Source organism: Flagellimonas hymeniacidonis, assembly GCF_008040165.1.
Lineage (GTDB): Bacteria > Bacteroidota > Bacteroidia > Flavobacteriales > Flavobacteriaceae > Flagellimonas > Flagellimonas hymeniacidonis.
This window is the reverse complement of sequence record NZ_VRUR01000002.1, coordinates 255,455-280,344: the sequence shown is the minus strand read 5'-3', so window position 1 is coordinate 280,344 and position 24,890 is coordinate 255,455. Positions and strand designations below refer to the sequence as shown.

Here is a 24,890-nt window from a genome sequence, read left to right as displayed (position 1 = left end):
TTTATTTTGATAAAGTGGTTATGGGTGAAATATCTATTTTTCTAAATTCTACTTCGGAACCTTCCGCTTGGATTGCAATTTGACCACTAGTAACTGTAGCATTAAATCCATGATTGACCAAATCTCCATTTACCCAAACTTTTATCTTATCTTTTAGGCATTCGATAATCATGGTGTTCCATTCACCCAAAGGCTTTTCAGAACCATCTGTAAGGTTAATAATTCTTCGTTTTTTACCTTCTGTAATTCCCCATTCCTTCTTTGGTCCTCTTCGTTCCACCATATTATCAACTTCTATATCCTCTACAATAACCCAAAAATCACCAGCATCCTCATGCTGCATTTGTACTTCTAAAGATTTTGGAAACATTTTGTACAATGCCCTTGGAGTTGAGGCATGGACCAATACGCCACAGTTACCCGGTTCGCCGGCGAAACGATATTCAACTTCTAATCTGTAATCTTTATAAACATCATCGGTGATGAGGTGACCTCGTGGAGTTCCCAAACTTACCAACATGCCTGTTCGTATTATAAATGGATTTATGGTATTTGGGATGGTATCCATTTCAGGAACATCAACATGCCATCCACTTAAATCTTGTCCATTAAAAAGACTTACAGCTTTTTCCTTTTTACAAGAAAACGCAGTCATCGCAATACATAGAATTGTTATAAAATATTTCATTTTAAATAGGTTTTCAATTTTGTTTAATATTTTACTATTTGTTTATGTAAATAAACAGATGAGGACGCTGGTTCCCTTACACCTTGAAATAGACTTTCTTTTTATCCAAGAAATATGTCAAGTACCAAAAAATCAAAAGCACAAAAAGTGAATTGATCACCATAATGCTATGTTCTCCCATTCCCAAAGGATTGAGAATTCCATGCGTAAAGATTTTACCGAAACCTCTAAACCACTGTATACCTACCGTTTCAGCAAATAGGTATATAAAAATGGAATTGGTGCCTACTACAGAAAAAAATCGCATCCATTTTTTTGCATTTCCCTTTACATCAATATACCAGTAAAACAGCGTAAGTACCAAGACAGCTATTCCACCTGATAGCAATGTAAATGAGCTAGTGGCCAATCTTTTTATAACGGGTGTGATATTCAGAATATCCAATGCTATTCCTAAAACCATGGCGATGCTTCCCCAGAGCACAAATGCTTTCAACTTTTGTGAAGATTCACTCTTGTTTAAAAGAAGTCGTCCACAAACTACACCCCAAATGGTATGCGCGGCGGTAGGGATAAAATTGATGGTCACCCAGCCATCACCATTAATTTTCCCCATAAAAACGCGATCCATAAAAGAACCAAAACTTGCTCCATTGTTAAAGGGGGCTGCTGGGTCATAAAAACGGTAAAGCAATTCTGTTAGGACTAAAAGACCTATCGAAATTAGTAGTTGGTTACGGTTCGATAAATTCATAATCGCATAGGCGATTAAAATAGTAAATGCCAACTGCACCAATACATTCCAAAGCTCCCAAACCAATGCGTGACTGTATACGCAATGCAGCAACACCCCAAAGGCAAATAATAGGAAACAACGTTGAAGAATATGACGTGTCACAGCTTTTCTGTTCCCCGTTTTTAAGCGTTTTCCGATAGAGAATGGCATAGCCACCCCCACGATAAACATGAAAAAGGGTTGAATAAGATCCCAAAAACGAAACCCATGCCAAGGATGATGATGTAATTGCTGCCCTAAGCCAGAAAGAAATGGAGTATCCTTGACCAGCTCGTAAAAAGAATGGTGGAACCCAGCAGCCTCTGCGATGAGTAGGAACATGGTCATTCCTCGGAACACATCCAAGGAAAATAAACGTTTTGAGGTTGTGTGTTCCATAGTCAAGATTTTAATTGGTTTATTTAGTATTACTGGTTGTTAATATGATTACATATCAGTCCAAATCTATTTGTTCATTCACATAATTCCCGACAGCTTTACCTTGTTGTACTCCCAACTCTATAGCTGGACGATAATGAATGCCGCCATAAAGTCTACTGATTGCTGCTTCTTCCGATGCTTCAAAAAATGAATTGAATTTTCTTGGAGGTAATCCATAAGGCACCTCCGTGGAATCGATAAACGCATAATTATTACCTATCAGTTTGGTCAATACCGTTGCCGCAGCAGCAGAAGCTACACTATGTCCAGAGGTATGTTCTGGAAAAGCAGGGGTCTGTAAAATAGGTTTCCAATCTGGATCTACATGCTCGTTGATAAAAGTTTCAGGTCGGGTAAGGCTGCTTTTATATTTTTGGTCCCAACAACTGATGAAAGCATCTGCTATTGCCACACTTGTCTGGGCAAGTACCGCCGCGGCATCCACGGCATTTGTTTTTTGCTCTTCCAAGACCTGGGCAGCAATGTGAACCCAATGCCCACCGGGTGAAATTTGTTGTTGAAAGTACATCACATGACCTTTGGTAGTTGAAATATTTGGGTTACAATCCCAGAATTTTGCTATTTCTAATTGGGTTGCATCTACATTTTTTACCGTTTCGTACACTTCCTGGGCTTCCTCGTAAAATTGAGAGCTATCAGAAATATCAAAACTTGTGGGTAGACCTGGATCAAATTGACCTGCAGAATCCAACACAAAGGGTTTGATGGTATTCCAATGCGGTTCTATGGCTTCCATATAGTCGGGCGGGGTTGGTTTCCATCTTCCTGGATCTTTATTCACACTATAACGGGGCAGTGCAGTACGACGTAAATAACCATCTGTGCTTGCTCGTTCAATGATTTCTTGTGAGATAGCATCTCCTAATGCAATGGAGTTTTCATAAATCTCTTTATCAATACCAATTTCTTGCACATCCTTTAAAAGGTCAATGCGTAAATTATCCACTCTTTCTATATCAAAAACCAATACTTTGGCCACATTAAGAAAAGCGATCATAGAGGTTAAGGGATAGTAGTACTCTTTATTAGAGTCTGGTGATGCGGTAAGGGTTAGGTCGTTTAACTGTCCGCCGAGTGATTTTTTTGTGGAATCCCTAAAGCGAATGCCCTCGTATGCCGCAATATTTGAATAGGCATAAATTCTGCTTGCTACGGGAGGTGTAAAAATATCCGCTACAATAACATCGGTAAGTTTTCGATTATACTCTGTAACGCTATTTTCAAAATAGGCATTCAATTCCTCTGGGTTATGCGTTTCACCACAAGAGATTATTAGTGATGCAGTCACTATACCCATTATAATATATGACTTAATCATTTTCATAAACTGTTTTTGTGTTGCCCTTAAAGTTAGTTACGTCTATTTGTTTTATGTTATGGGTTATGGATAACCTTCTTGAATGTTGCGATAGGTAACCTGACCCATATTGAAATTCCAGCTTCTGTTTTTTCCCATTTGTAAAAGTGATGAGCGCATGCATACTATCATCCTCTACATCAAGAAATTTCAATTTCGTATCCTTGAATTGGGATTCAAACACTTTTAGTGGTCCACTGTTGTTTCCAATGATAATGAAAGACGTACCATTCTTGTTCTTCAGCTGTGCAAGCCCGCTTGAATCATAATTGTTTACAAGTCCACTTTCTGCTAATTCAAGATATTCAAATGTTCCATCGCCATTTCCTTTTAGAAGTGTGCCGTATTGGGCATCATATCGGCCATTTGAGACTTCGGTTACGTATGAATTACCCGTCAGCAAAAGGTCTATATTGCCATCTTGGTCAAAATCTTCAACCACTAATCCTTCAGTTGGGGCAACTTGTGCACTCAGAGGTAATGCGGTCAGTTGAAATTTTCCATTTCCCAAATTCTCCACATAAGAGCTTTCAAATACATGACTTTTTACCACGTAGGCATCCTCCAATTCTTCTGGCAAGAAAGATTCTTTAAAAGTTTTTTCTGCATAGGATTGATAGGTTTGAAAACGGCCTCTCATAGCATTGATTTGCTCGATTAGTTTATCTCGGGTATGGGAAATATAATTTTCACCATCATTGTAATAGCATATAATTGGGTCAACTCTACCGTCCTTGTCGTAATCTTTGGCATAGATGCATAATGGCTCATCTTTTGAAGCTTTGTATTTGGTATTCAAGCCCAAATTTCCAACGATATAATCCATATCTCCATCGTTATCAAAATCACCACTTGAAATACTATTCCACCAGCCTTCTGATTTTTCAAGTCCAATTGGGTTTTCCACGAGTCTCAACTTCCCCTTATCATTATGAAAAAGGGTAATGGACATGAATTCACCTACGACAATCAAGTCAGACCATCCGTCATTATCATAATCGGACCAAATAGCGGAAGTGACCATGGTCAATTTTTCCCAATGTTGAATGCTTTTCCCTATTTCCCTGAATTTTGATTTGCCTCCCGTTGATATATTTTCATATAACTGGCTGGTTGCTGGCATGGGGTAATTACCCGGGTCGACCCTGCCTCCAACAAATAAGTCCAAATCCCCATCTTTGTCAAAATCAGATGCGGTTACGCATGAGCCACTAATACTAACAACGGGTAACGCATTGGTCAGTGAAAAGTTTCCCTTTCCATCGTTTTCGTACAATCTGTCATGATACACATCGTCTTTGTAAGAAGTAGGGATACCACCACTTACCACATATAAATCTTTATGACCATCTCCATTAGCATCAAAAAATAGCATGCCCATATCTTCCCTTAAACGTTCTTCGTAGCCTATAAAGGTGTTCTTGAAACCGTCTTCTTTTTGCAAGTATATTTGTCCGGTTGATCCTGCTGACCCTCCCACATAAAAATCCTCCATTCCGTTGGAATCAACATCACCAATCGCTATACCAGGTCCACCACGAGAATGCATGTGGGGTAGTGTAGGTTGAATACGAAAGTCCACGATTGGATCTTCTTTTTGAAAATAATCGATGCCAAGGGAATCCGTGATTTCTGTAAACCATTGATTCGCTTTCATAGGCGGAATCTTCTTAATCGAATCAACTTTCTTGGCTTCTGATTGTCTAAGGGTGAGTTTTTGGTTGGATTTTACATCGGTTATTTTTTGATAGGAATCATCGGGCCACCAAACTTCTATGTTTGTGACAATTGTATCTTGGCCTAACCCAAAATGAACAGTTGGGTCAACACTGGATTCATAACCTCTGCTTAAGTAATGTTGATAATATTGATCATTGCTTTCTGAAGAAACCTTAATCCGAGAACCGATTCCTTCAAGATTCCCTTTATTGCCCTTTAATTCTATTTGTAGAAAATTCCCTTCTTCCTTTTTAGTAGTGTTTTCATAAACAAAAGCATTTTGGTTTACGTTGTTCACAACCAAATCCAAATCACCATCATTGTCCAAATCTGCAAAAGCCGCACCGTTGGAACAACTTTTATCACGTATCCCCCATCCTTCGGATGTGTTTTCAAAGGTGGTATTGCCATTATTTTTAAATACATAGTTCACCAATTCGGCACGGGGCAAATTATGAATGGAATTTAGTTTTTCCTTAATCTTTGTTTCCCTATCACCCATAGGGCTATTGCTCCTGTTTTGATAGTGAATGTAATCCAGGTTCCCTAAATCCCTTAAAAATCCATTGGTAACATATAAATCTTTAAAACCGTCATTGTCATAGTCAGCCAAGAGCGCACTCCAACTCCAGTCTGTGCTGCTTACTCCGGCCAAATAGCCAATTTCGCTGAACTTTCCTTCACCTTGATTCAATTGGAGCGTATTTCTAGTGTACTGTGGGGAATAACCAGCATCTAGCATTAGGTTGAACCGGTCAAATCCAGTAGAGGAAATAATCAATTTTTGTCGCAGGTTATCTTCAGGATGCATATCCAACACCATTATGTCGGGTCTACCATTGTTATCAATATCTGAGATATCGTTACCCATTCCCGCATAAGAGGTATGTTTTAGATACGTGTCCAACTCATCCTTAAAGGTTCCATCACCTTGGTTTATATACAAGATATCGTTGCCCACAAAATCATTGGAAATGTATATGTCTGGCCATGAATCATTATTGATGTCAGATATACCAACGCCCAATCCGTAGCCTTCGACAAGAATGCCCGATGTTAGCGAAACATCGGTAAATTTTCCATTACCATCATTTCTATACAACCGATCATTGCTTACAGATGAGCCATCCAATTTTCTTGGATTGCTGATATTTACATTGTATTCATATGCAGCTGGGTTGACTAAAAGATACATGTCTAGGTCATTATCCTTATCATAGTCAAAAAAGGCTACATGCATGGATTGACGCTTATCATCTAAACCATATTCAGCGGCTTTTTCAGTAAAGGTGTTGTCACCGTTATTGATGTAAAGCATGTTGGCTCGTTCTGCTAATTGGGCGCTGCCAGATACGCATATGTAGATGTCTAAAAATCCGTCCTGATTAATATCGACCATGGCAGCACCAGTACCCCAACGATTGTTGATCAGTCCAGATTTTTCAGTGATATCCTCAAATTTCATGTTTCCTTTATTGAGGTAAAGTCTACCTGAAACCATATTACCGCTAAAGTAAACGTCTACCAATCCATCATTATTAATATCGCCAACAGCAGTGCCCGCACCCGTATAAATGTTCATGAAGTTGAACACATTGATACTGTCATTTTCAACTATTTTATTGTTGAAGTCAATGCCCGATTCTGATGCACTTAGCAAGTGAAATTTTGAATTATCGGTTTTTTTGCAAGAAACGATATATGCAAGCACACAATAGATAAAGACAAGTATGACATTCTTTTTCATTCTCTTACATCAATTTTTGTTTCAACTCCTTCAAAGTTTTTTACAACAATATATTCGGCATCTTTTGGTATTAGTTGCTTACGACTTCCTTGTGATAAATAACCCGAACCATAATACAACTCCCTTTTTTGTATGGAACCATCTTCAAAATGAATGGTGAGTGAAGCATCTTGTGGATTCGATTGATATATAAACTGATTGCCTAGTTTTCTTGAATGAATTTTTAATTCATCATTGTTGATTCCAGATAGCACCAGCTCAGCATCCTTGGTGAATAGATTGGCTTGGCTTTTGGCATCACCTCTTACAAAGAATCCGCTGTCATCCACTTTTATGGATTCAAAACCGCCCCTGCCATCTCCTGCCATGAGCCACCCGATTGATGCATCGTATCTACCATTAAAGACTTCTCCACTATAAAAATTGCCCACCGCTAAAATATCCAGATGATTGTCTTGATTATAGTCCCCAACGTTTATCCCATACATGGGAGCCGTTTGCATGGAAATAGGTAAAGGTTTTAATGCAAACTTTCCATTGCCCAAGTTTTCCAGATAACTGCTGGCAAAGGTTTCGCTTTTAACAATGAGGGCATCTGAGAGTTCCCCTTCAGCAAATGATTCTTCAAAAGTTGCCTCTGCATAATCGTTATACGTTCTAAACCTAACCCGCATTGCGTTGATTTGGTCAATAAGGTCATTTCTAGAATGTGCTATGTAATTTTTCCCATCTATATAATGGCACATTACGGGGTCTATTTGACCATTCTTATCATAATCTTTGGCGTAGATGCAAAGTGGTTCGGTTACGCTTGCTTTATAGCGACTGTTCAGGCCAAAATTTCCAAGCACATAATCACTATCCCCGTCGTTATCAAAATCGCCGGATGTTATACTGTTCCACCAACCGTTGGTTCCTTTTAATGCAATTTGCTCTGTGATTTCTTCAAGCTTACCTTCATTATTTTTGAGGAATCGAATGGGCATAAACTCTCCAACAACGATTAAATCTATCCAAGAATCATTATTAAAATCAGTCCAAAGTGCTGCTGTAACCATTCCCAGTTCAGCAGAGTTGTTTGAAAAGACTTTGTCTTCGCTGAATTTGATATTTCCGATGGAGCTTTCATTTTTCAATACCGAGCTTTTTGGTGATAGCGGATATTCTCCTGGTCGCACTCTACCTCCAACAAAAAGATCTATATCTCCATCTCTATCGTAATCGGCACCAGTTACTACAGATCCACTTACCAAAGATTTAGGTAAAGCATCCACTATTGAATATGCTCCTGTACCATCATTTTCATAGATACGGTCTTGATATGGGATGCTACCCTTTACTGCGGATGATCCTCCGCTTACCACGTATAAATCTTGATCGCCATCTGCATCTGCATCAAAAAACAAAGCGCCCATATCTTCATGGTCTGTCTCTTGAAAAGCAGTTTCCGAGAAAGACTTTTCATCCTTATTCTGCATTTTTAATACCCCAGCTTGCCCGGAAGCCCCAGCTATATAAACATCTTCAAGTCCATCACCGTTAGCGTCACCCACCGCCATACCCGGTCCATTCTTTGAGTGCATGTGTGGTAGAAGGGGTTGAATTTTATAATCAACAAAATCGTTTTCGTGGTGTGTGAATTCCAAACCAATACTATCGATTTCTTTAAATAGTCTTGATGTCTTTTTCGGATTATTCTTATGAAGGGTTTGTGCGTTAGTTTGATGAACAACCAATTCTTGATTGACAGCAATGTTTTTCAGGATTTCCTGCATCTTATTTGGCCATGTGATGATGACGCTATCAATTTTTTTAGTGTTTCCTAAACCAAAATGAAGACTAGACTCCACAGAAGAAAGATATCCCCGGTACGGTGTAAAATATTGCTTTTGAAGGTTTCCTTGATAATAAAGTTCAACTTGGCTTCCGATTCCTTCCAAGTTTGGACTATTGCCTTTAAAACGTAATTTTAAATACGATTGTGTGCTGTCAATACTGGTGTTGTTCCTTAATATGCTTGCTGGGTCGTCAATATTATTGACCACCAAATCCAAATCACCATCATTATCAAAATCTGCATAGGCCGCACCGTTTGAAAAAGTGGGTTTTGTAATTCCAGCGTCTTCTGATATGTCCTTAAATTGTAGTTCGCCGTCATTTTTAAACAAATAGTTGGATCGTTTTATTCCGGGTAATTTGTTTAGTTCCTCCAAGCGTTTTGCCCTATTGGCCTCTTCGGAACCCATGGACAAAATGGTATTGCCATACACCATAAAGTCCAAGTTGGTGATGTCTTGACGGTAACCGTTGGTGACAAATAAGTCCTTTTTTCCATCGTGGTCATAATCAGAAAGTAAGGCGCTCCAACTCCACTCCGTAGCAGATATCCCTGCTATTTGTCCAACTTCACTAAACGAGCCATTTCCATTATTCAATTGGAGGGTGTTTCTAATGTATTGCGGTTGGTATCCATTGGAAATGGCATTCTGATGTTCATCATAGTTATTGCCCATCATGGTCAACTTCCATCTTTTATTATCGGGCGGGAGCATGTCCAGGACTACTACATCCATTAGACCATCATTGTTGATATCTGCAATATCATTACCCATTCCATTGAACGTAAGATGGCCCATGTATTCAAAAATTTCATTCTTGAATGTTCCGTCCTTTTGGTTTATATATAGGAAATCGTCTGTTAGAAAATCATTTGATACGTAGATATCCACCCAACCATCTTGATTGATATCACAAACTTCCACACCCAGACCGAAACCTTCCATAAGGATATTGGCTTCCTTGGACACATCTGTAAAAGTGCCATCCCCATTATTCCTGAATAGTTTATCTACGGAAGGGGCCTTGCCCGACCAGTCTTTTGGGCGCGAAGTGTTTCTATTATAATCCACCAAGGCATTGCTAAGAAGGTACATATCCAGATCGCCATCACCATCATAATCAAAAAAGTTGGACTGAACGGAATAGCTACTATCGGCTATACCCCATTTACTTGCTTCTTCCGTAAAGGACAGTTTGCCATCTTTCATTCCGTTGTTCACAAATAAAAGATTTGCACGATCTTCATCTGAGGAACCTCTTGGGCCTCCCCTGCAAACATAAATGTCTGGAAATCCATCTTGATTAATATCCACAATAGCAACACCATTTGACCAACCTGTGGTCCCCACCTGCGCAGATTCCGTAATATCCCGGAATTTAAACTCCCCTAGATTGCGGTACAAACGATTGCTGACCATATTACCCGTAAAGTAAATGTCCTGCATACCATCTTGGTCAAAATCTGCTACAGCGACACCCGCACCATTATACATATATTCGAATTCGAGCACACTTGGCTCACCTCCAATTACTAAATCGTTGCTAAAAGTTATCCCTGTCTCCTTTGGTGATAAATCATGAAACAGTTTGCCTCTGTTTTCTTCACATGAAATGAGAAGTAAAGCTGGTGTCAAGATACTTAAGACTGAACGAAGCCAAATATGGTATTTAAAAGGCATTTGCATAAATGGTTTAAAAAAAGGAATCCAATCATAAATTTAATTGGATTCCTTAAAATACTTTAATCTAATATGATTAATAATAAGATTCTTATCTAATACCCTGTATTTTGATTTAACTGACCATCAGATCTATCCACTTCTGATTGAGGGAATGGGAACACCTCATACCTTGGATCCCAATCGCCTCCAAAAATTGTTGGTCCTAAATCCCAGCGAACAATATCAAACCATCGATGTGGCTCTAAAGCCAACTCTACTCTTTTTTCTTGCATCATAGCAGTCAACAAATCTCCATCTGCGGCAGTAGTGGCAGCAAGGCCAGCTCTAGTTCTAATGTCATCTATTTGTGTTCTTGCAACTCCCAAGTCTCCACTACCTCTAATAAGCGCTTCAGCATATAACAATTTTACTTCTGCTAAACGCATCCAACGTTCATTATTAAAGTCTGCTTGTTGGTTAGGGGCATGATTTCCTGGAACTGTGTTTATTTCACCACGATACTTTTTTAAGGTATAATTTGTTGAAGACCATTCCGTATCATAGGGTAAAGATTCGAATGTTGTGAAATACATATCACCATCTTGATATAGAATAGTGGGTAATCTAGTATCTCCAGCTTCAAAAGAATCTACTAAATCCTGTGTGGGAGCCCACCAACCTAATTTACCGCCCGGAGCGCCATTTCCAGCATCCCAGTACCAACCGCGGCCTGTACCTTGTGATGCTTTGAAATTTTCTGAGTGAGTGTCATCAAAAACCCAAAGGTTGTCATCGGACTGTGGCCCACCATATTGAATTTCAAAAATAGATTCTGAGTTATTTTCATTGGTAAAGGCAAAAACATCTTCGTAATTGGGAACTAGGCTAAATGGGCCATTGTTGACAACATTGGCAAGCGCTGTTGTGGCAGCTGGCCAATCCTCTCTGAACACATTCACTTTTCCAATTAAGGCTGTTGCGGCCCAAGATGTAGCTCTCCCTGTATTACTGGAATCCCAAGCATCTGGTAAACCCGCAGCGGCTGTACCTAAATCACCAAGAATGGCTGTATACAAATCATCTTGCGTGGCATTTGGCAATGCTAGATTATTAATGTCTGTTAAAACTTCCAGCGCTATAGGTGGAGTTCCAAACATTTTCATTGCTTGAAAATGGAACCAAGCCCTTAAGAACTTTGCTTCAGCTTCTAAAACGGTTTTGTCCTCTGCTGTTAACTCATTTTCGCCATCCAAATTCCCCAACACCAGATTCGCGCGAAAAATTCCCTCGTAAATCTGTGTGTACACCGCTGCATATGGAACATCTGCTGCCCTTATTTGCAGGTTGTCAACGTCTATAGAGATTTGATCACTAGTCACTGGATCGGCTGCAACATCATCCGTAATCACCATTGACAATTTCCAATACTCACCTCTCTCCGATAATGTTTCGGTACTTGTGCCCCAAAAATCCTGTATGGATGAATAGGCTGCAAAGATTGCGCCGTCAAAATCCGCACGACTATTGTAAAATGTATCAATAGTAATACTATCTAAAGGCTGTAAATCTAGCTCATCGTCGCATGACAAGACTGTCAACGTACAGATAGCGACAAGAAATAAAATTTTACTTTTCATGATTTTTCTTTTATTTTAAAATAACAATTTTTTAGTTAAAACTAACTGACCATCCCAATTGAATTATCCTGGGCAAAGGAGCCTGTCCATCATCTTGCCCTGTTGCAAGCGGGTTATTACCTTTTTGGAAACTTTGGGCCCTACCAACTTCTGGATCAAAACCTGAATAGTTGGTGAAAGTCGCTAGATTCTGTACGCTTACATAAAATCTCATATTGGACACAAAATTATTAGTCCAACTTTGTAATGCGTCTTTAGGTATCGTGTACCCTAGCTGTATATTCTGAATTCTCAGATAGTCTGCATCTTCAATAAAACGGTCAGAGATACGGTTATTTCCATTTGGGTCTCCTGGGCCAGCCAATCTTGGATTAGAACTGGAATTGGTTGTACCCTCTCCCGTCCATCGGTTTAATACCTGAGTGCTGAAATTGTTAGTTCCCGTCAATCCTTCCAATGTTATTCTTGATGAATTGAAAATCTGCCTATCTCCAACGCCTCTCAGCAAGGCTGAAAAATCAAATCCCTTGTACTTGGCTTGAAGATTTAAGCCATAAAAGAATCCAGGATAAGGACTACCTAGTATGGTTCTATCTCCTGCATCTACTCTACCATCGCCATTTACATCCACAAATCGGATATCTCCCGGAGAGGGAGTACCATTGGCATCTGGAAGCGCTGCAGCGACTTCCGCGTCATTTTGGTATAAACCATCTGTTCTATATCCAAAGAAATGACCTAAGCTCTCTCCAACAATGGTTCTATGGGATTGTGCACCTCCTACACCCGTAATTATCGCATTAACCGGTCCTAAACTTTGAACCGTGTTTTTCACAGTTGTGATGTTGAACCCAACGCCATATTCAAAATCGTCTCCAATTTTGTCTTTATAATTCAAAGCAAGTTCAATACCCGAGTTGGTAATTTCACCCGCATTTGTAGGGGCAGGCAAAAAGAATCCACTTGCAAATGGAAGAGGCAAGTTTACTAATGCATCCTCATTTGTTTTCTTGAAGTAATCAAACACCCCGGTAATCCTACCTTTAAGTAAGCTAAAATCCAATCCTATATCGATCTGCTTTGAGGTTTCCCATCCAATTTGCTGATTGGCAAATGTGGTTGGCGCAGGACCAACTACCGTTCCTTGATCATCTCCCAATACATAAAATATGTTGTTGTTTAATGTAGTAAGGAAAGGAAATGTTCTGGCTGTTCCATCCCCAAGGTTTTGGTTTCCTAATTCTCCATAACCTACTCTCAACTTTAAATCATCTATAAAACCATAATCACTCATGAAATCTTCTTGAGAGATTCTCCAACCTACAGATATTGAAGGGAAAATATCATCTCTGTTATTTTCCGCAAACTTGGAGGTAGCATCTCGACGAACATTAATGGTAGCCAAATACTTTCCTTTATAATTGTAGGTCAAACGCCCAATAACACCTTGTAAGGTAAAGAGATCGGCTTCATTTGCTCCTGCAACTGTTGTACCACTACCTGCGAAATTATCGTTAAACAAGTTTCTACCCTGCAATCTCACCTTGTCAAATCTAAATTTCGTTTGTTCAAAACCAATTAATGCTCCAAAATTATGATCACCGAAGGTTCTATCATAAGAAAGCGTAGCACCGGTAGTTAACGTCAATTCTATTGGCCGTGATTGTACAAGTAAGGATTGTCTGGTAGAATTTCCATCAAATGTGGTCTCAGCTTGGAAGAAATCTCCAGTTCCTACATTGTAATCAATACCAATAGAAGGTCTAAATTTTAAATTATCAATGATTTCCCATTCTCCAAAAAAGTGTCCTAAAACTTTCCTGTTCTGAATGGTAGTCTCGTTTATTCTTTGATCTGTCAACTGTACCAGGTTAGCTCCTGTAGCACCGCCTAGTGTGCTTGGATTAGCTAAGTTATAACCAAACGGACCATCGCCAAATACTTGGAAATATGGTGCATTTAACGCCGCATTGAAACCTGCATTTAAGGCTCCTTCACTCTGGGTTAATCGATCACTTTGACTTATCTGTAAGGATTCACCAAACTTTAATCGTTTCCCAACTTTAAATTCAGAATTCGCTCTTAAAGAATATCGTTTAAATGATTGGGCCCTTTGTATACCTTCGTTATCAAGAAAAGAACCGGAAATGTAGTATGTCCCGTTTTCACCTCCACCGCTAACACCAACGTTATGATTTTGAACAAAACTATCTTGAAAAATGGCATCTTGCCAATCAACATTGGGTTGTCCGCTAAAAGCCGAAAAGTCTCTACCCAATTCTTGTTGGACGCCAATATATTGCTGAACATTAAGAACATCCAGTGTTTCTCTTGGAGAAGCAGAAGATATGTAACCATCGTAGGTTACTTTTGGGTCTCCTCTAGTTCCTTTTTTAGTGGTAATGATAATTACACCGTTAGCACCTCTAGCACCATAAATAGCCGCAGAAGCCGCATCTTTTAAAACATCTATTGATTCAATATCGCTTGGATTAATACTTGCTAATGGATTTGAATCCGTAGTGGATGATGTATTTACCGTTATGTTATTGGTCCCTACTAGTGGAACACCATCAATTACATAAAGCGGGTTGGCATCTGCACTTAATGTTCCAACACCCCTAATATTAACGCTAATAGGAGCTCCTGGGTCACCACTCCTGTTGGTAATATTAACACCAGAAAGGGTACCGGCCAACACTTGATCCACACTTACAATAGGTTGTTTTACAATTTCAACAGCATTAAGAGAACTTACGGCACCAGTAAGGTCAGCTTTTCGTTGAGTACCATAACCTACAACCACCACCTCGCTCAACGATTGGGCGTCAGGTTGTAAAGTAACATTTATTGTTGTTCTTCCATCAACATCAATTTCTTGAGGTCCATATCCCACATAAGAGAAAACAAGAGTATTGGAACCTTCTGGAACTTCAATGGTGTAATTCCCATCAAAATCAGCAACAGCTCCCGTTGTAGTACCCTTAACCACAACACTAGCTCCTGGCAAAGGACCTTCAGAATCGGCAATCGCTCCAGATACCGTTGTCTGTGCGAACGATGTCTGCATTCCGAAAACAAGAAGAACTATCAGTGCAAAAAAGCCCGATTTAGTCGTCTTAAGTTTAGTTAAAGTTTGCTTCATAATCTTTAAAATTGGTTATTGAATTAATTTAATTGAGTTTAGTTAATGAACAGTGAAATAATCATCCTATTAAGGTCAATAACTCACTATAGCTAAGTTTAAAACTCCTTAAAACAAGGTTTTTTGTTGAAAAAATCATTTAACTATGATATAGTGTGCTATTATCCAAATGTAAAACAAAATTTTTAATATTTAAAAGTCAGGGGCAGAAAATAATGGATTTAACAAAATAAGATACATTTTGTTGTATTATTGTCATTTTAGACATTTAAACAAAAAGTGGTTTAAGAAGATTTGACAAGTGTTTACGGTATGAGCGAAGTGCTGTTCATATAATTAACAAAACCAGTTTTCATCTGAAATTGAATTTCAAATGGACGGAGAATTGATATTTAATATTGTTAAGCTTATATTGCTCTGATTATTAGAGAGGGAAATATCTAGAAAGTTAGAACTATGACAGTGGTAGATGTAATAAATAAGTACCAAGAAAAATACGACTTGACGAAACATGAACATTTGGTACTGGGTATTATCGAATCTATTGATGATGGTGTTTTAGAACGACAGGATCAATTACCATCAATAAATGAAATGGTTGCTGAGCTTGGTTATGCCAGAAAAACAATTGTTGGTGCATATGAAGAATTAAAGAGCAGAGGGCTTGTAGAGTCCAAAAAGGCCAAAGGATATTTTATTGTTAGCAAAGAAACAAAGATGGTGAGAAGGATCGCTTTGCTTCTTTATTCATTGCAGCGTTTTCAAAAGGAGTTCTATGACGCTTTCCGAGGGGAGTTGGGAGAGCGTTTTCAAATAGATGTTTTCTTTCATCACAATAACCTATCTGTATTTGAAAACACCTTGATGAATATTAAGGGCAAATATGGTTTTTATGTCGTCGCCCCTATACCACACCCAATTGCAAAATCTTTGTTGGGGTCTTTTTCTCCAGATAAGTTACTTGTTGTTGATAGGTTTGTTCAGCCAGGAAAGAAGTACTCCTATATCAGTCAAGAGTTTGGGAATTCAACGTATAACAAGTTATTAAAGTTACTCCCAAAAATAAGAAAGTACAAACTGTTTGTGTTGTTTGTAGATGAAGATTCGGATCTTCCCAAAAGTGTTATAGATGCTTTTGAAAAGTTCTTATCGGATCACAATGTGAAGGGGGTTATAGAAAAGAAATACGATTTATCTATTTTAAAGAAAGATCATTTGTATTTTGCTTCAAATGATTCTTTTTTATGGGATATACTAAAAGATTGCACAGATAAAAAGTATGTTTTAGGGAAAGATGTTGGCATTCTGTCCCATGATGATCATATTATTAAAAAATTCATATCGGGCGGTATTACCACGATATCGACGGACTTTAGTGAAATGGGTATCCAAGCTGCATTACACGTAAAAGGTGGTGAGATTACCCAAAAAATCACCCCTTCTTACCTAATTGATAGGGGTTCCGTATAAAACCCTGCATTTTTTAAAATCAGAAAACTTTACTTAATAATTATCATAATCATATTTTTAGATATATCATCATGATGATGTCTCAGTTTTTTTATTACCTTTGGTGAATAGCATACTATATCATAGTATTTCTATCTCAAAAAGCATTGTTGTTGTGAAGTTTTGTTCAGCCTCAACAACTAATTTGTTTTAAGAAGTAGTAAACAATATAGTTTGAGTTAGTTTAAGTTAGTTTAAATTCAGAAGTGTAAAAGCCAGATAAAATTTTATCTGGCTTTTCTCAGCTATTAGTTAATTGCGATGCTTTGACGTTGGACATGTCATGGAAAAGTTTTAATTTTTTTGAAAGATGATTGTAAGTACACCAGAAAAAGAAAAAGACTCCCCGATTTTTAATATTAACGAGAATAATGGTTCAACTAATTTAGAACTGATTAAAGATGAAGGTGCGTTACAAGTCTTTCGACTTGAATATCAGAATCATGACGGACATTTTCCAAAACCGCTAAATCTTCAATGGAGAATACCTGCCACCCAGGTTAAAGGAGTTTGGAAACCAACTGCAGATTTTTCAAAAAGAATAGAAGCTGACTGGGAACTTGAGAACCATGAATCAAAAATATCTATTGATGCTCCTGTAATTTCTCTTTTCGGTAGCAATGATGAAAACATATTATGCTTTTCTTGCTCCAATGCAATAAATAGTGTTGAAATGGCTGCCAAATATCGCGAGGAAGATAACCACTTCTATTGCCATTTTACATTCTTTACCGAATGCAAATACCCTATTAAAAACTTTAGCGCAGATATTCGCATAGATCAGCGCAAAATCCATTTTTCCCAATCTTTAAAAGAAACTTCAAAGTGGTGGGAAGGGTATGAAAACCTAAAGCCAACTTCGGTACCGGCAATAGCCAAAAAACCTCTATACTCAACATGGTATCAATTTCATCAAAACCTTGATGAAGATTTATTGCTTAAAGAATGTCGAATTGCAAAAGATTTAGGATTTGAATCCATCATTATTGATGACGGTTGGCAGACAAATGACACTAACCGCGGATATGATTACACTGGTGATTGGCTTCCAGAACGATTCCCCGATATGGGCAGGTTGGTCAAAGAAATACAAAATTTGGGCATGAAGGTGGGAATATGGTATTCTGTTCCATTTTGTGGCAGAAAATCAAAGGCTTACCAAAGGTTCAAAGGTAAATTTTTAACCGAAAACCACAGGTGGGCTCCCGTTTTTGACCCAAGATATCCCGAGGTCAGGGATTATTTGGTCAGTATTTATGTAAATGCGGTTAAGGATTGGAATCTAGATGGATTAAAACTTGATTTTATAGATGATTTTAAGAGCTATAAAGAAACCCCTTTCGATACTAACAATGACCGTGACCATTCATCAATCAATGAGGCTGTAGATGCATTGCTCACAAAAGTAATCATTGAGGTGAAAAAAGTAAGACCCGACATATTCATCGAGTTCCGGCAAAAGTATACTGGACCAGCCATGCGGAAATATGGCAATATGCTCCGTGCTTTTGATTGTCCCGGGGACTATACCATGAACCGCGTACGAATTGCCGATATTAAAATGTTATGTGGTGATACTGCAGTCCATTCCGATATGGTTACTTGGCATTTTGATGAAACCGTGCAAGACGCTGCACTTCATTATTTAAATACGCTCTTCGGCGTACCCCAAATTTCAGTTATGCTCAGCGAAGCGCCAAAAGCTCATTTGGATATGATTCGGTTTTACACAAGGTACTGGAATGAAAATTCCAATGTGTTACTGGAAGGCGAATACTTGCCCTCCTCCCCACTTTCCAATTACCCAGTACAAAAGGTAGAAAAAGAAGACAAAATAATTCTAGGTGTCTTTGAAAACCAATTTTTAGAACTTACCCAACTTCAAAAAAAAATAGATATTATAAATGCAAAACCCTCTGAAGATGTGATTATTGTTGTAAAACACGGTAATAGTGAGTATAATTGTTCTCTGTACAATTGCGACGGTACGCTCGTGCAACAGCGAACAATCTATTTAGAGGAAGGAATTAATACATTGAAAATTCCCATATGTGGATTGGTACAGATGAAACCAATTGAATAACTAAAACAAAAATTATGGGAATGTCATCTATTTTATCCTTTGTGGGCTTTACGCTTTTAGTTGCAATCATAGCATGGTGGGCAACACGAGGTACAAACGAAAAATCTGCCAATGGTTATTTTCTTGGAGGTAGAAGCCTTGGTGCCATTACCATAGCCGGTTCATTACTACTAACCAATCTTTCTGCAGAACAAATAGTTGGACTTAATGGGCAGGCCTTTACCGAAGGTGTTTTAGTTATGGCATGGGAAACTTTAGCGGCCATTGCAATGATATTAACAGCACTTATACTGTTGCCTAAGTATATGAAGAGTGGTATCACCACAATTCCCCAATTTATAGAAAACCGATTCGGTACACAGACCAAGGCCATGTTGTCCGTACTTTTCCTATTCGCTTATGGTCTAGTACTATTGCCAACAATTCTATACTCAGGATCATTGGCTTTCAGTTCCATGTTTGATTTACCTAGTTTGTTAGGAATCAGCCAAAACGCAACCATATGGGTTTGTGTTTGGAGTATAGGTGTTATTGGGTCAATTTATGCAATTTTTGGAGGATTAAAAGCTGTAGCAGTATCCGATTTGATAAATGCTATAGGATTGCTCATTGGAGGTTTTTTAATACCCTATTTTGGGTTAAAACTCATCGGTGATGGAAGTATGGGAGAAGGTTTAAATATACTTTGGGATACCAACCCTGAGAAGTTCAACCTAAAAGGAGAAGTAGACTCATCTATCCCATTTGGCACCATATTTACTGGAATGATTTTAGCCCAAATGTATTACTGGGGAACCAATCAGTCCATATTGCAACGTGTATTTGGTGCTAAAAGCCTAGCAGAAGGGCAAAAAGGGGTTATTTTGGCAGCTTTGGTAAAATTCTTGATTCCAATAATTGTGGTACTTCCAGGGGTCATCGCTTGGCATGTTTTTGAGGGAGACCTTGCAAATGCCGACTTAGCTTATCCAGAATTGGTTAGAAAAGTTTTACCACCTTCATTATTAGGTTTCTTTGCTGCGGTTTTGTTTGGTGCAGTGTTGAGTTCTTTTAATAGTCTTTTAAATAGTAGTGCTACTTTATTTGGTTTTGATCTCTTCAAATTTTTCAAAAAAGATGCTTCTGAACAACAAACGGTAAAAGCTGGAAAAAAATTCGGATTAGTATTAGCAGTTGTTTCATTGTTCATTGCGCCATTTATAGCTTCGGCTCCAGATGGGCTTTTTGCATACATACAAGAATCCCTGGGAAGTTTGAGTGTACCCATTTTTGCTGTCGTGGTAGTAGGCATCTATAACAAAAAAGTTCCAGCCCTTGGTGCCAAAATCGTTTTGACAGTTGGGGTTGTTATGTATTTAATAAGTCAGTTTGTAATAAGCCCAATGATGGTGGATGCCGCACTTGCTGAGGCGGCAGCGAATGGTATTACAGATCCAAAAGCATTAAGTATAATTAAGGCTGAGGCATATCCACATTTCTTGCATATTATGGGCATTCTATTTGTAATAAATGTAGGCTTTATGCTATTGATGGGTAAGCTAAAACCAATAACCACAGCAGTGGAAGAGGTTATAACAGAAGAAATCGATACCACGCCATGGAAGTATGGCCTTTTGGCTGGACTTATTATAACGGCAATGGTATTAAGTACATACTTTATCTTTTAGACCATATGAAATTTATTAAGAAAATGAATGGGCTTAGGATTTTAATTATAATAAAATATGTTTCCTAGTTATAATTCAGATTATGTAAACTGTAAAAATACTAGGTAGACAAATTAAAGAATGAAATTAAACAAAGAGCTTGAAAATCATTCAAATTTTCTTTAATAAACTTTCATGAAAAGCGTGACGGACAAAAGGAGTTTTAAAACTACGTTCCATAGAGATGACGTGATTATAGAGTCTCCAGGAAGGATTAATATAATAGGTGAGCATTTAGACTATAACGGAGGACAAGTCCTTCCTGCTGCTATTAATCTAAAAGTCCGATTGAGTTTTAAGAAAAATGGAACCTCTAGATGCAATTGCTATTCCAAAAGTTATAAAGATTACTTTGAGATTGATCTGAATAAAGTTGAAATAAGCGAAAAAGAATGGCATAATTATTTTTTAGGTGTTGTCCATTTTATAGAACAAGCATATCCCAACAAAATTCAGGGTTTTGACTGCACTGTGGAAAGTGAACTTCCCATTGGTTCAGGGGTAAGTTCTTCCGCTGCATTGGAATGCGGTATTGCTAAAGGTCTCGATATTCTTTTTTCCATAGGACTTTCAGATGATGAGATTATTACCATTGCTAGAGAGGCCGAGCATCATTTTGTAGGAACCAAATGTGGGATTATGGACCAATTTGCTGTGGTCCGAGGCAAGAAAGGAAAATTTATACGGTTGGATTGTACTGACCTATCTTTTGAGTACATCCCAGCAAATATTGAACCCTATTCCATTGTACTCTTAAATACCAATGTATCACATAATCTGGCCACTAGTGAGTACAATTTAAGACGACAAGAATGTGATTCCGGCTTTAAAGCCATACAAGAAAAATATCCCAAATATCATGTATTGGCACGTGTCCCAGAAGAGGTTGTCAGGGAATTTAAATCAAAGCTAGCTTCCAAGACTTTAAATAGATTGCTCTATGTGGTTCAGGAAAATGCCAGGACAATTTCTGCCAGTAAGGCGTTGGAAAATGGAAATCTTAAGATGTTTGGACAGCAGTTGTTCGAGTCACATGAAGGACTTAAGAATCTTTACCAAGTGAGTTGTGATGAACTTGATTTTCTAGTAGACTTTGCATACGAATATGAAGGGGTGATAGGAGCGCGAATGATGGGTGGTGGCTTTGGTGGATGCACGATTAATTTGGTCCATAAAGACCGTATAGATTCTTTTATAGAGGAATCTTCTTCGGCGTTTTACTCAAAATTCAATACCTCATTAAGCCCATTTACGGTAGCAATTGGAGATGGGGTTAAACAGGTGAATTAGTTATCAAATATGTTATCAGAACCACATAGAAGATACAATATCCTAACCGGAGAGTGGATATTGGTCTCGCCACACAGAACCAAGAGACCCTGGCAGGGGAAAACCGAAAAATCCAACTCCGACCAACGCCCAAAATATGATCCTGCTTGTTACCTGTGTCCTACAAATACCAGGGCCAACGGGTCTATCAATGAAGACTACAAAAACACCTTTGCTTTTCAAAATGATTTTGGTGCCATTTTGATGGATGGAAAAAAAGAAAATTATGATAAAGGTCTTCTTAAAGCTGAAGCAGAACAAGGTATTTGTAAAGTGGTTTGTTTCTCCCCCGATCATAGCCTTACGCTTCCAGAAATGAAAGTTGATGCCATTACAGATGTGGTAAAATTGTGGAAAAAGGAGTATGAAGAACTGGGTGCCATAGAAGAAATCAATTACGTCCAGATTTTTGAGAACAAAGGAGATATCATGGGCTGTAGCAATCCACATCCGCATGGACAAATATGGGCGCAATCCACTATTCCAGAAGAACCGAGAAAAAAAGCCAAACAACAAGAGGACTACTTCAAAACAAATGGGACCAGTCTTTTAGAAGACTATCTAAAGCAAGAATTGAGAACCAGAGAACGAGTGATTGAGGAAAATGAAGACTTTGTAGCGCTCGTCCCATTTTGGGCTACCTGGCCTTATGAGGTTATGATAATTCCTAAAAAACATTATCAACATATTGGACAACTCAACAAGGACGAGGAGATTTCTTTTGCGAAAATAATTAAATTACTAACTACAAAATATGACAATCTTTTCGGGATGTCTTTTCCTTATTCCGCAGGTATTCACCAAATGCCTACAGATGGAAAGGAACATCTTGAATGGCATTTTCATATGTCATTCTATCCACCCCTTCTACGTTCAGCAACCGTGAAGAAATTTATGGTAGGCTACGAGATGTTTGCAAATCCACAACGTGATATTACCGCTGAACAAGCAGCCAATACCTTAAAAGCGCTATCAAATACGCATTATTCTACAAAAACAGCTCTGTAAGACCCGTTAAAATACAAAATGGGTAGTATCTAAGACACGATTCAGCCAATTGTTAAACCTTGGTAATTGTGTAATAATCTGTATATTGGGTGTTAGCTCAGATTGACTAATGCTTGAAATTATGTTGTACTTCAGAAAAAAAATATACCCATTTGTTTCCTTATTAATCTTAATGGTGGGTATTAGCTGTTCTTCGGGCAGTGATGACCCTACTCCTGACTCAGATTCCAATCCAGATCCCAATCCAAATCCAGTTTCTGAACTAACTATAGAAGAAAAGCTTCAGGCAATTATTGACGAAAAGGTGGGTAACGATACGGATAAATTGGTTGGAGTTGCTGTTTCTATTAGGGTTGGTAATCAAGAACACTTGAGTCTTACAGGAGGAATATCCAAACTGGGGGTTCCCATTAATGGTAATATGAGGTTTGGAATTGGCAGTATTACCAAAACGGTTGTAGCCGCCACAACTATGAAGCTTGTGGATGAAGGTATTTTAAATCTAGAGGACACCATAGCTGATTGGTTGGATATAAGTTCTGAAAATGTAGACAATTCCATTACAGTTTATCAACTATTAACACACTCTTCCGGCTTGTTTGGTTATATGTACGATAATCTTTGGGCAATGGCAGAAAGTGATTTACAAACTCCCATTCCTCAATCTACCTTGGTAGGCTTTATTGGCCCTCCAGTAGATGAACCAGGAGTAGGACATGAATACTCCAATTCTAATTATCTGCTTTTGGGACTAATTATTGAAGCCTCCACCGGAAAAACAGTTGGTGAGGTCATGCGCGAAAAATTTTGGGGACCCTTGAGTCTGGGCAATGTTTATTTTGGAACCAATGAAGCCATTGAAGGGGATATTGCCACACCATGGCGTGATAGCGATGATGATGGAACTCTAGAAGATATCGCAAGTGAGTTTGGCCCCGCATATCATAGTATATTTTATTGTGCCGCTGATGTATTTGCTACGGCCTCAGATTTATCTATGTGGGCACAACACCTGTATAATGGCAATGCGGTTTCCGATGCATCAAGAATCCAAATGATGACTCCTCATTTTGATATTCCTGATAAAGTATTTGTGTCATATGGACTAGGAACGCGGGAAGTACTATTTCATGGTAGATCTACCTACGGACACACTGGTGGTATGCGAGGTTATGGGTCTTATATGTTTTTTGACCCCATTAGTGATGTCAGTATTGCCATGTTGAACAATCAAAGTAGGTCTGATGACGGCCCTTTACTAAGATATGAACTGGTAAACGAGCTATTAAAAGAAGTATTTGATCATTATGGAATCTAATTCGAGCTACTGGTCTTCAAAGAATCTATAACCATTTGAGCTTCTCTTAATTCTTGGATCAACCGTTCATTTTCTTGAATATACTGCTCTTGAAACTGTTCCATTTTGCGTTCGAACTCATCCACGGGAACATACTCAGGTTCTAACAACATCCCTTTTAAAATGCTGAATAGTGTAAATAAAAAACTGATTACAATGGCCGAAATAAGTAGAATCAATATTTTCTTTTCTCTTTTAAGTACAGGAGAGTTCTTTTTTAACAACTTTCTTTCATCCTTGGACAGCTTGCGGTTGTTAGACACCTGATCTAAAAAAACATCCCACTTCTCTTCTTCCTTAATGTGCATATCCTTGAACCCGCCATCGTTTATAAAAAGATGGGTATTTGGTGTGGAGGCCAACATAAAAATTTCCGCACCATTTCCACTCATAATATCCAAAAGATTGGAATCATAATCTTGAATTTCCTTGACCAGCTTCTCTACAAATTCCAAGTTATACCCCGGACTCAAAAATTCATCATAAAGCACTTGGATTTCAAAATAATCCCTGCGCCCCAAAGCATATTCTAAAAAACGATCTTTTAATTCGGCTTTAAAAAATTCGCCCATCTTTTAGGTAAGAAAATTTAAAGGTTTGGTTATTGGTCTCTCCAAGCAAAGTTACTTCAAATGAATACGTTAATCATCATGACCGGTATAAAGAATTTGTTTCTTTTTTAAGTATGTGCACCTGTAATTATACTTTTTGAAAAATACCCTATCCATTCCAAAACGCCACAAATATTAGATTAAAAGGGACAGCTAAAGTTCATTTTTGGCCAATTAACCATAAAATGGGTTTTATATATAAAAAAAGCACAGATATTCTTGCGATACAATCATTTTGCTTAATTTACAAGTAGATG

The 24,890-nt window shown here is 38.2% G+C and carries 14 protein-coding genes; 6 read left to right on the top strand and 8 right to left on the bottom strand.

The features are described 5' to 3' along the window. Window position 1 precedes the first annotated feature (1 nt). The 7 genes from FVB32_RS10110 to FVB32_RS10080 form a co-directional block, all read right to left on the bottom strand. The gene (locus FVB32_RS10110; protein WP_147743678.1) at window positions 2-688 is read right to left on the bottom strand and encodes a 3-keto-disaccharide hydrolase; all 687 of its coding nucleotides are present in this window, start codon (window positions 686-688) and stop codon (window positions 2-4) included. 76 nt (window positions 689-764) lie between these two features. Beyond that, window positions 765-1,862, bottom strand: coding sequence for an acyltransferase family protein (locus FVB32_RS10105; protein ID WP_246139865.1), 1,098 nt, complete (start codon window positions 1,860-1,862; stop codon window positions 765-767). 55 nt (window positions 1,863-1,917) lie between these two features. Next, window positions 1,918-3,243, bottom strand: a complete 1,326-nt coding sequence (locus FVB32_RS10100; RefSeq protein WP_187269551.1) for a vanadium-dependent haloperoxidase — start codon at window positions 3,241-3,243, stop codon at window positions 1,918-1,920. Next, window positions 3,236-6,748 (bottom strand): VCBS repeat-containing protein, encoded by a 3,513-nt coding sequence (locus FVB32_RS10095; protein ID WP_147743676.1) that lies wholly within the window; start codon window positions 6,746-6,748, stop codon window positions 3,236-3,238. The genes FVB32_RS10100 and FVB32_RS10095 overlap by 8 nt, the downstream gene beginning before the upstream one ends. After that, on the bottom strand, window positions 6,745-10,266 hold the full coding sequence (locus tag FVB32_RS10090) for a VCBS repeat-containing protein (RefSeq protein WP_187269550.1): 3,522 nt from the start codon (window positions 10,264-10,266) through the stop codon (window positions 6,745-6,747). Before FVB32_RS10090 ends, FVB32_RS10095 begins: the two co-directional genes overlap by 4 nt. Window positions 10,267-10,361: 95 nt before the next feature. Continuing rightward, window positions 10,362-11,885 (bottom strand): RagB/SusD family nutrient uptake outer membrane protein, encoded by a 1,524-nt coding sequence (locus FVB32_RS10085; RefSeq protein ID WP_147743674.1) that lies wholly within the window; start codon window positions 11,883-11,885, stop codon window positions 10,362-10,364. 31 nt (window positions 11,886-11,916) lie between these two features. Then, complete coding sequence (locus FVB32_RS10080; protein ID WP_147743673.1) at window positions 11,917-15,030, bottom strand: SusC/RagA family TonB-linked outer membrane protein; 3,114 nt, start codon at window positions 15,028-15,030, stop codon at window positions 11,917-11,919. Between the two features lie 456 nt (window positions 15,031-15,486). Here FVB32_RS10080 and FVB32_RS10075 point away from each other — a divergent pair, with 456 nt between their 5' ends. The 6 genes from FVB32_RS10075 (at window position 15,487) to FVB32_RS10050 (ending at window position 23,983) form a co-directional block, all read left to right on the top strand. Next, window positions 15,487-16,500, top strand: coding sequence for a winged helix-turn-helix domain-containing protein (locus FVB32_RS10075; protein WP_147743672.1), 1,014 nt, complete (start codon window positions 15,487-15,489; stop codon window positions 16,498-16,500). A 349-nt stretch (window positions 16,501-16,849) separates the two neighbouring features. After that, window positions 16,850-18,622: a glycoside hydrolase family 36 protein gene (locus tag FVB32_RS10070; RefSeq protein ID WP_147743671.1), complete on the top strand. Its 1,773-nt coding sequence runs from the start codon at window positions 16,850-16,852 to the stop codon at window positions 18,620-18,622. Window positions 18,623-18,642: 20 nt separating this feature from the next. Next, window positions 18,643-20,289, top strand: a complete 1,647-nt coding sequence (locus tag FVB32_RS10065; RefSeq protein WP_147743670.1) for a solute:sodium symporter family transporter — start codon at window positions 18,643-18,645, stop codon at window positions 20,287-20,289. A gap of 174 nt (window positions 20,290-20,463) precedes the next feature. Next, window positions 20,464-21,618, top strand: a complete 1,155-nt coding sequence (gene galK / locus FVB32_RS10060; protein ID WP_147743669.1) for a galactokinase — start codon at window positions 20,464-20,466, stop codon at window positions 21,616-21,618. Window positions 21,619-21,627: 9 nt separating this feature from the next. Further along, window positions 21,628-22,665, top strand: a complete 1,038-nt coding sequence (locus FVB32_RS10055; RefSeq protein WP_147743668.1) for a UDP-glucose--hexose-1-phosphate uridylyltransferase — start codon at window positions 21,628-21,630, stop codon at window positions 22,663-22,665. A gap of 121 nt (window positions 22,666-22,786) precedes the next feature. Next, window positions 22,787-23,983 carry a serine hydrolase domain-containing protein gene (locus FVB32_RS10050; RefSeq protein ID WP_187269549.1) on the top strand — a complete coding sequence of 399 codons (1,197 nt, stop codon included), beginning with the start codon at window positions 22,787-22,789 and terminating at the stop codon, window positions 23,981-23,983. Here FVB32_RS10050 and FVB32_RS10045 read toward each other — a convergent pair. Next, complete coding sequence (locus FVB32_RS10045) at window positions 23,980-24,594, bottom strand: hypothetical protein (protein ID WP_147743666.1); 615 nt, start codon at window positions 24,592-24,594, stop codon at window positions 23,980-23,982. The two genes, FVB32_RS10050 and FVB32_RS10045, sit on opposite strands and share 4 nt — an antisense overlap. Window positions 24,595-24,890 lie beyond the last annotated feature (296 nt).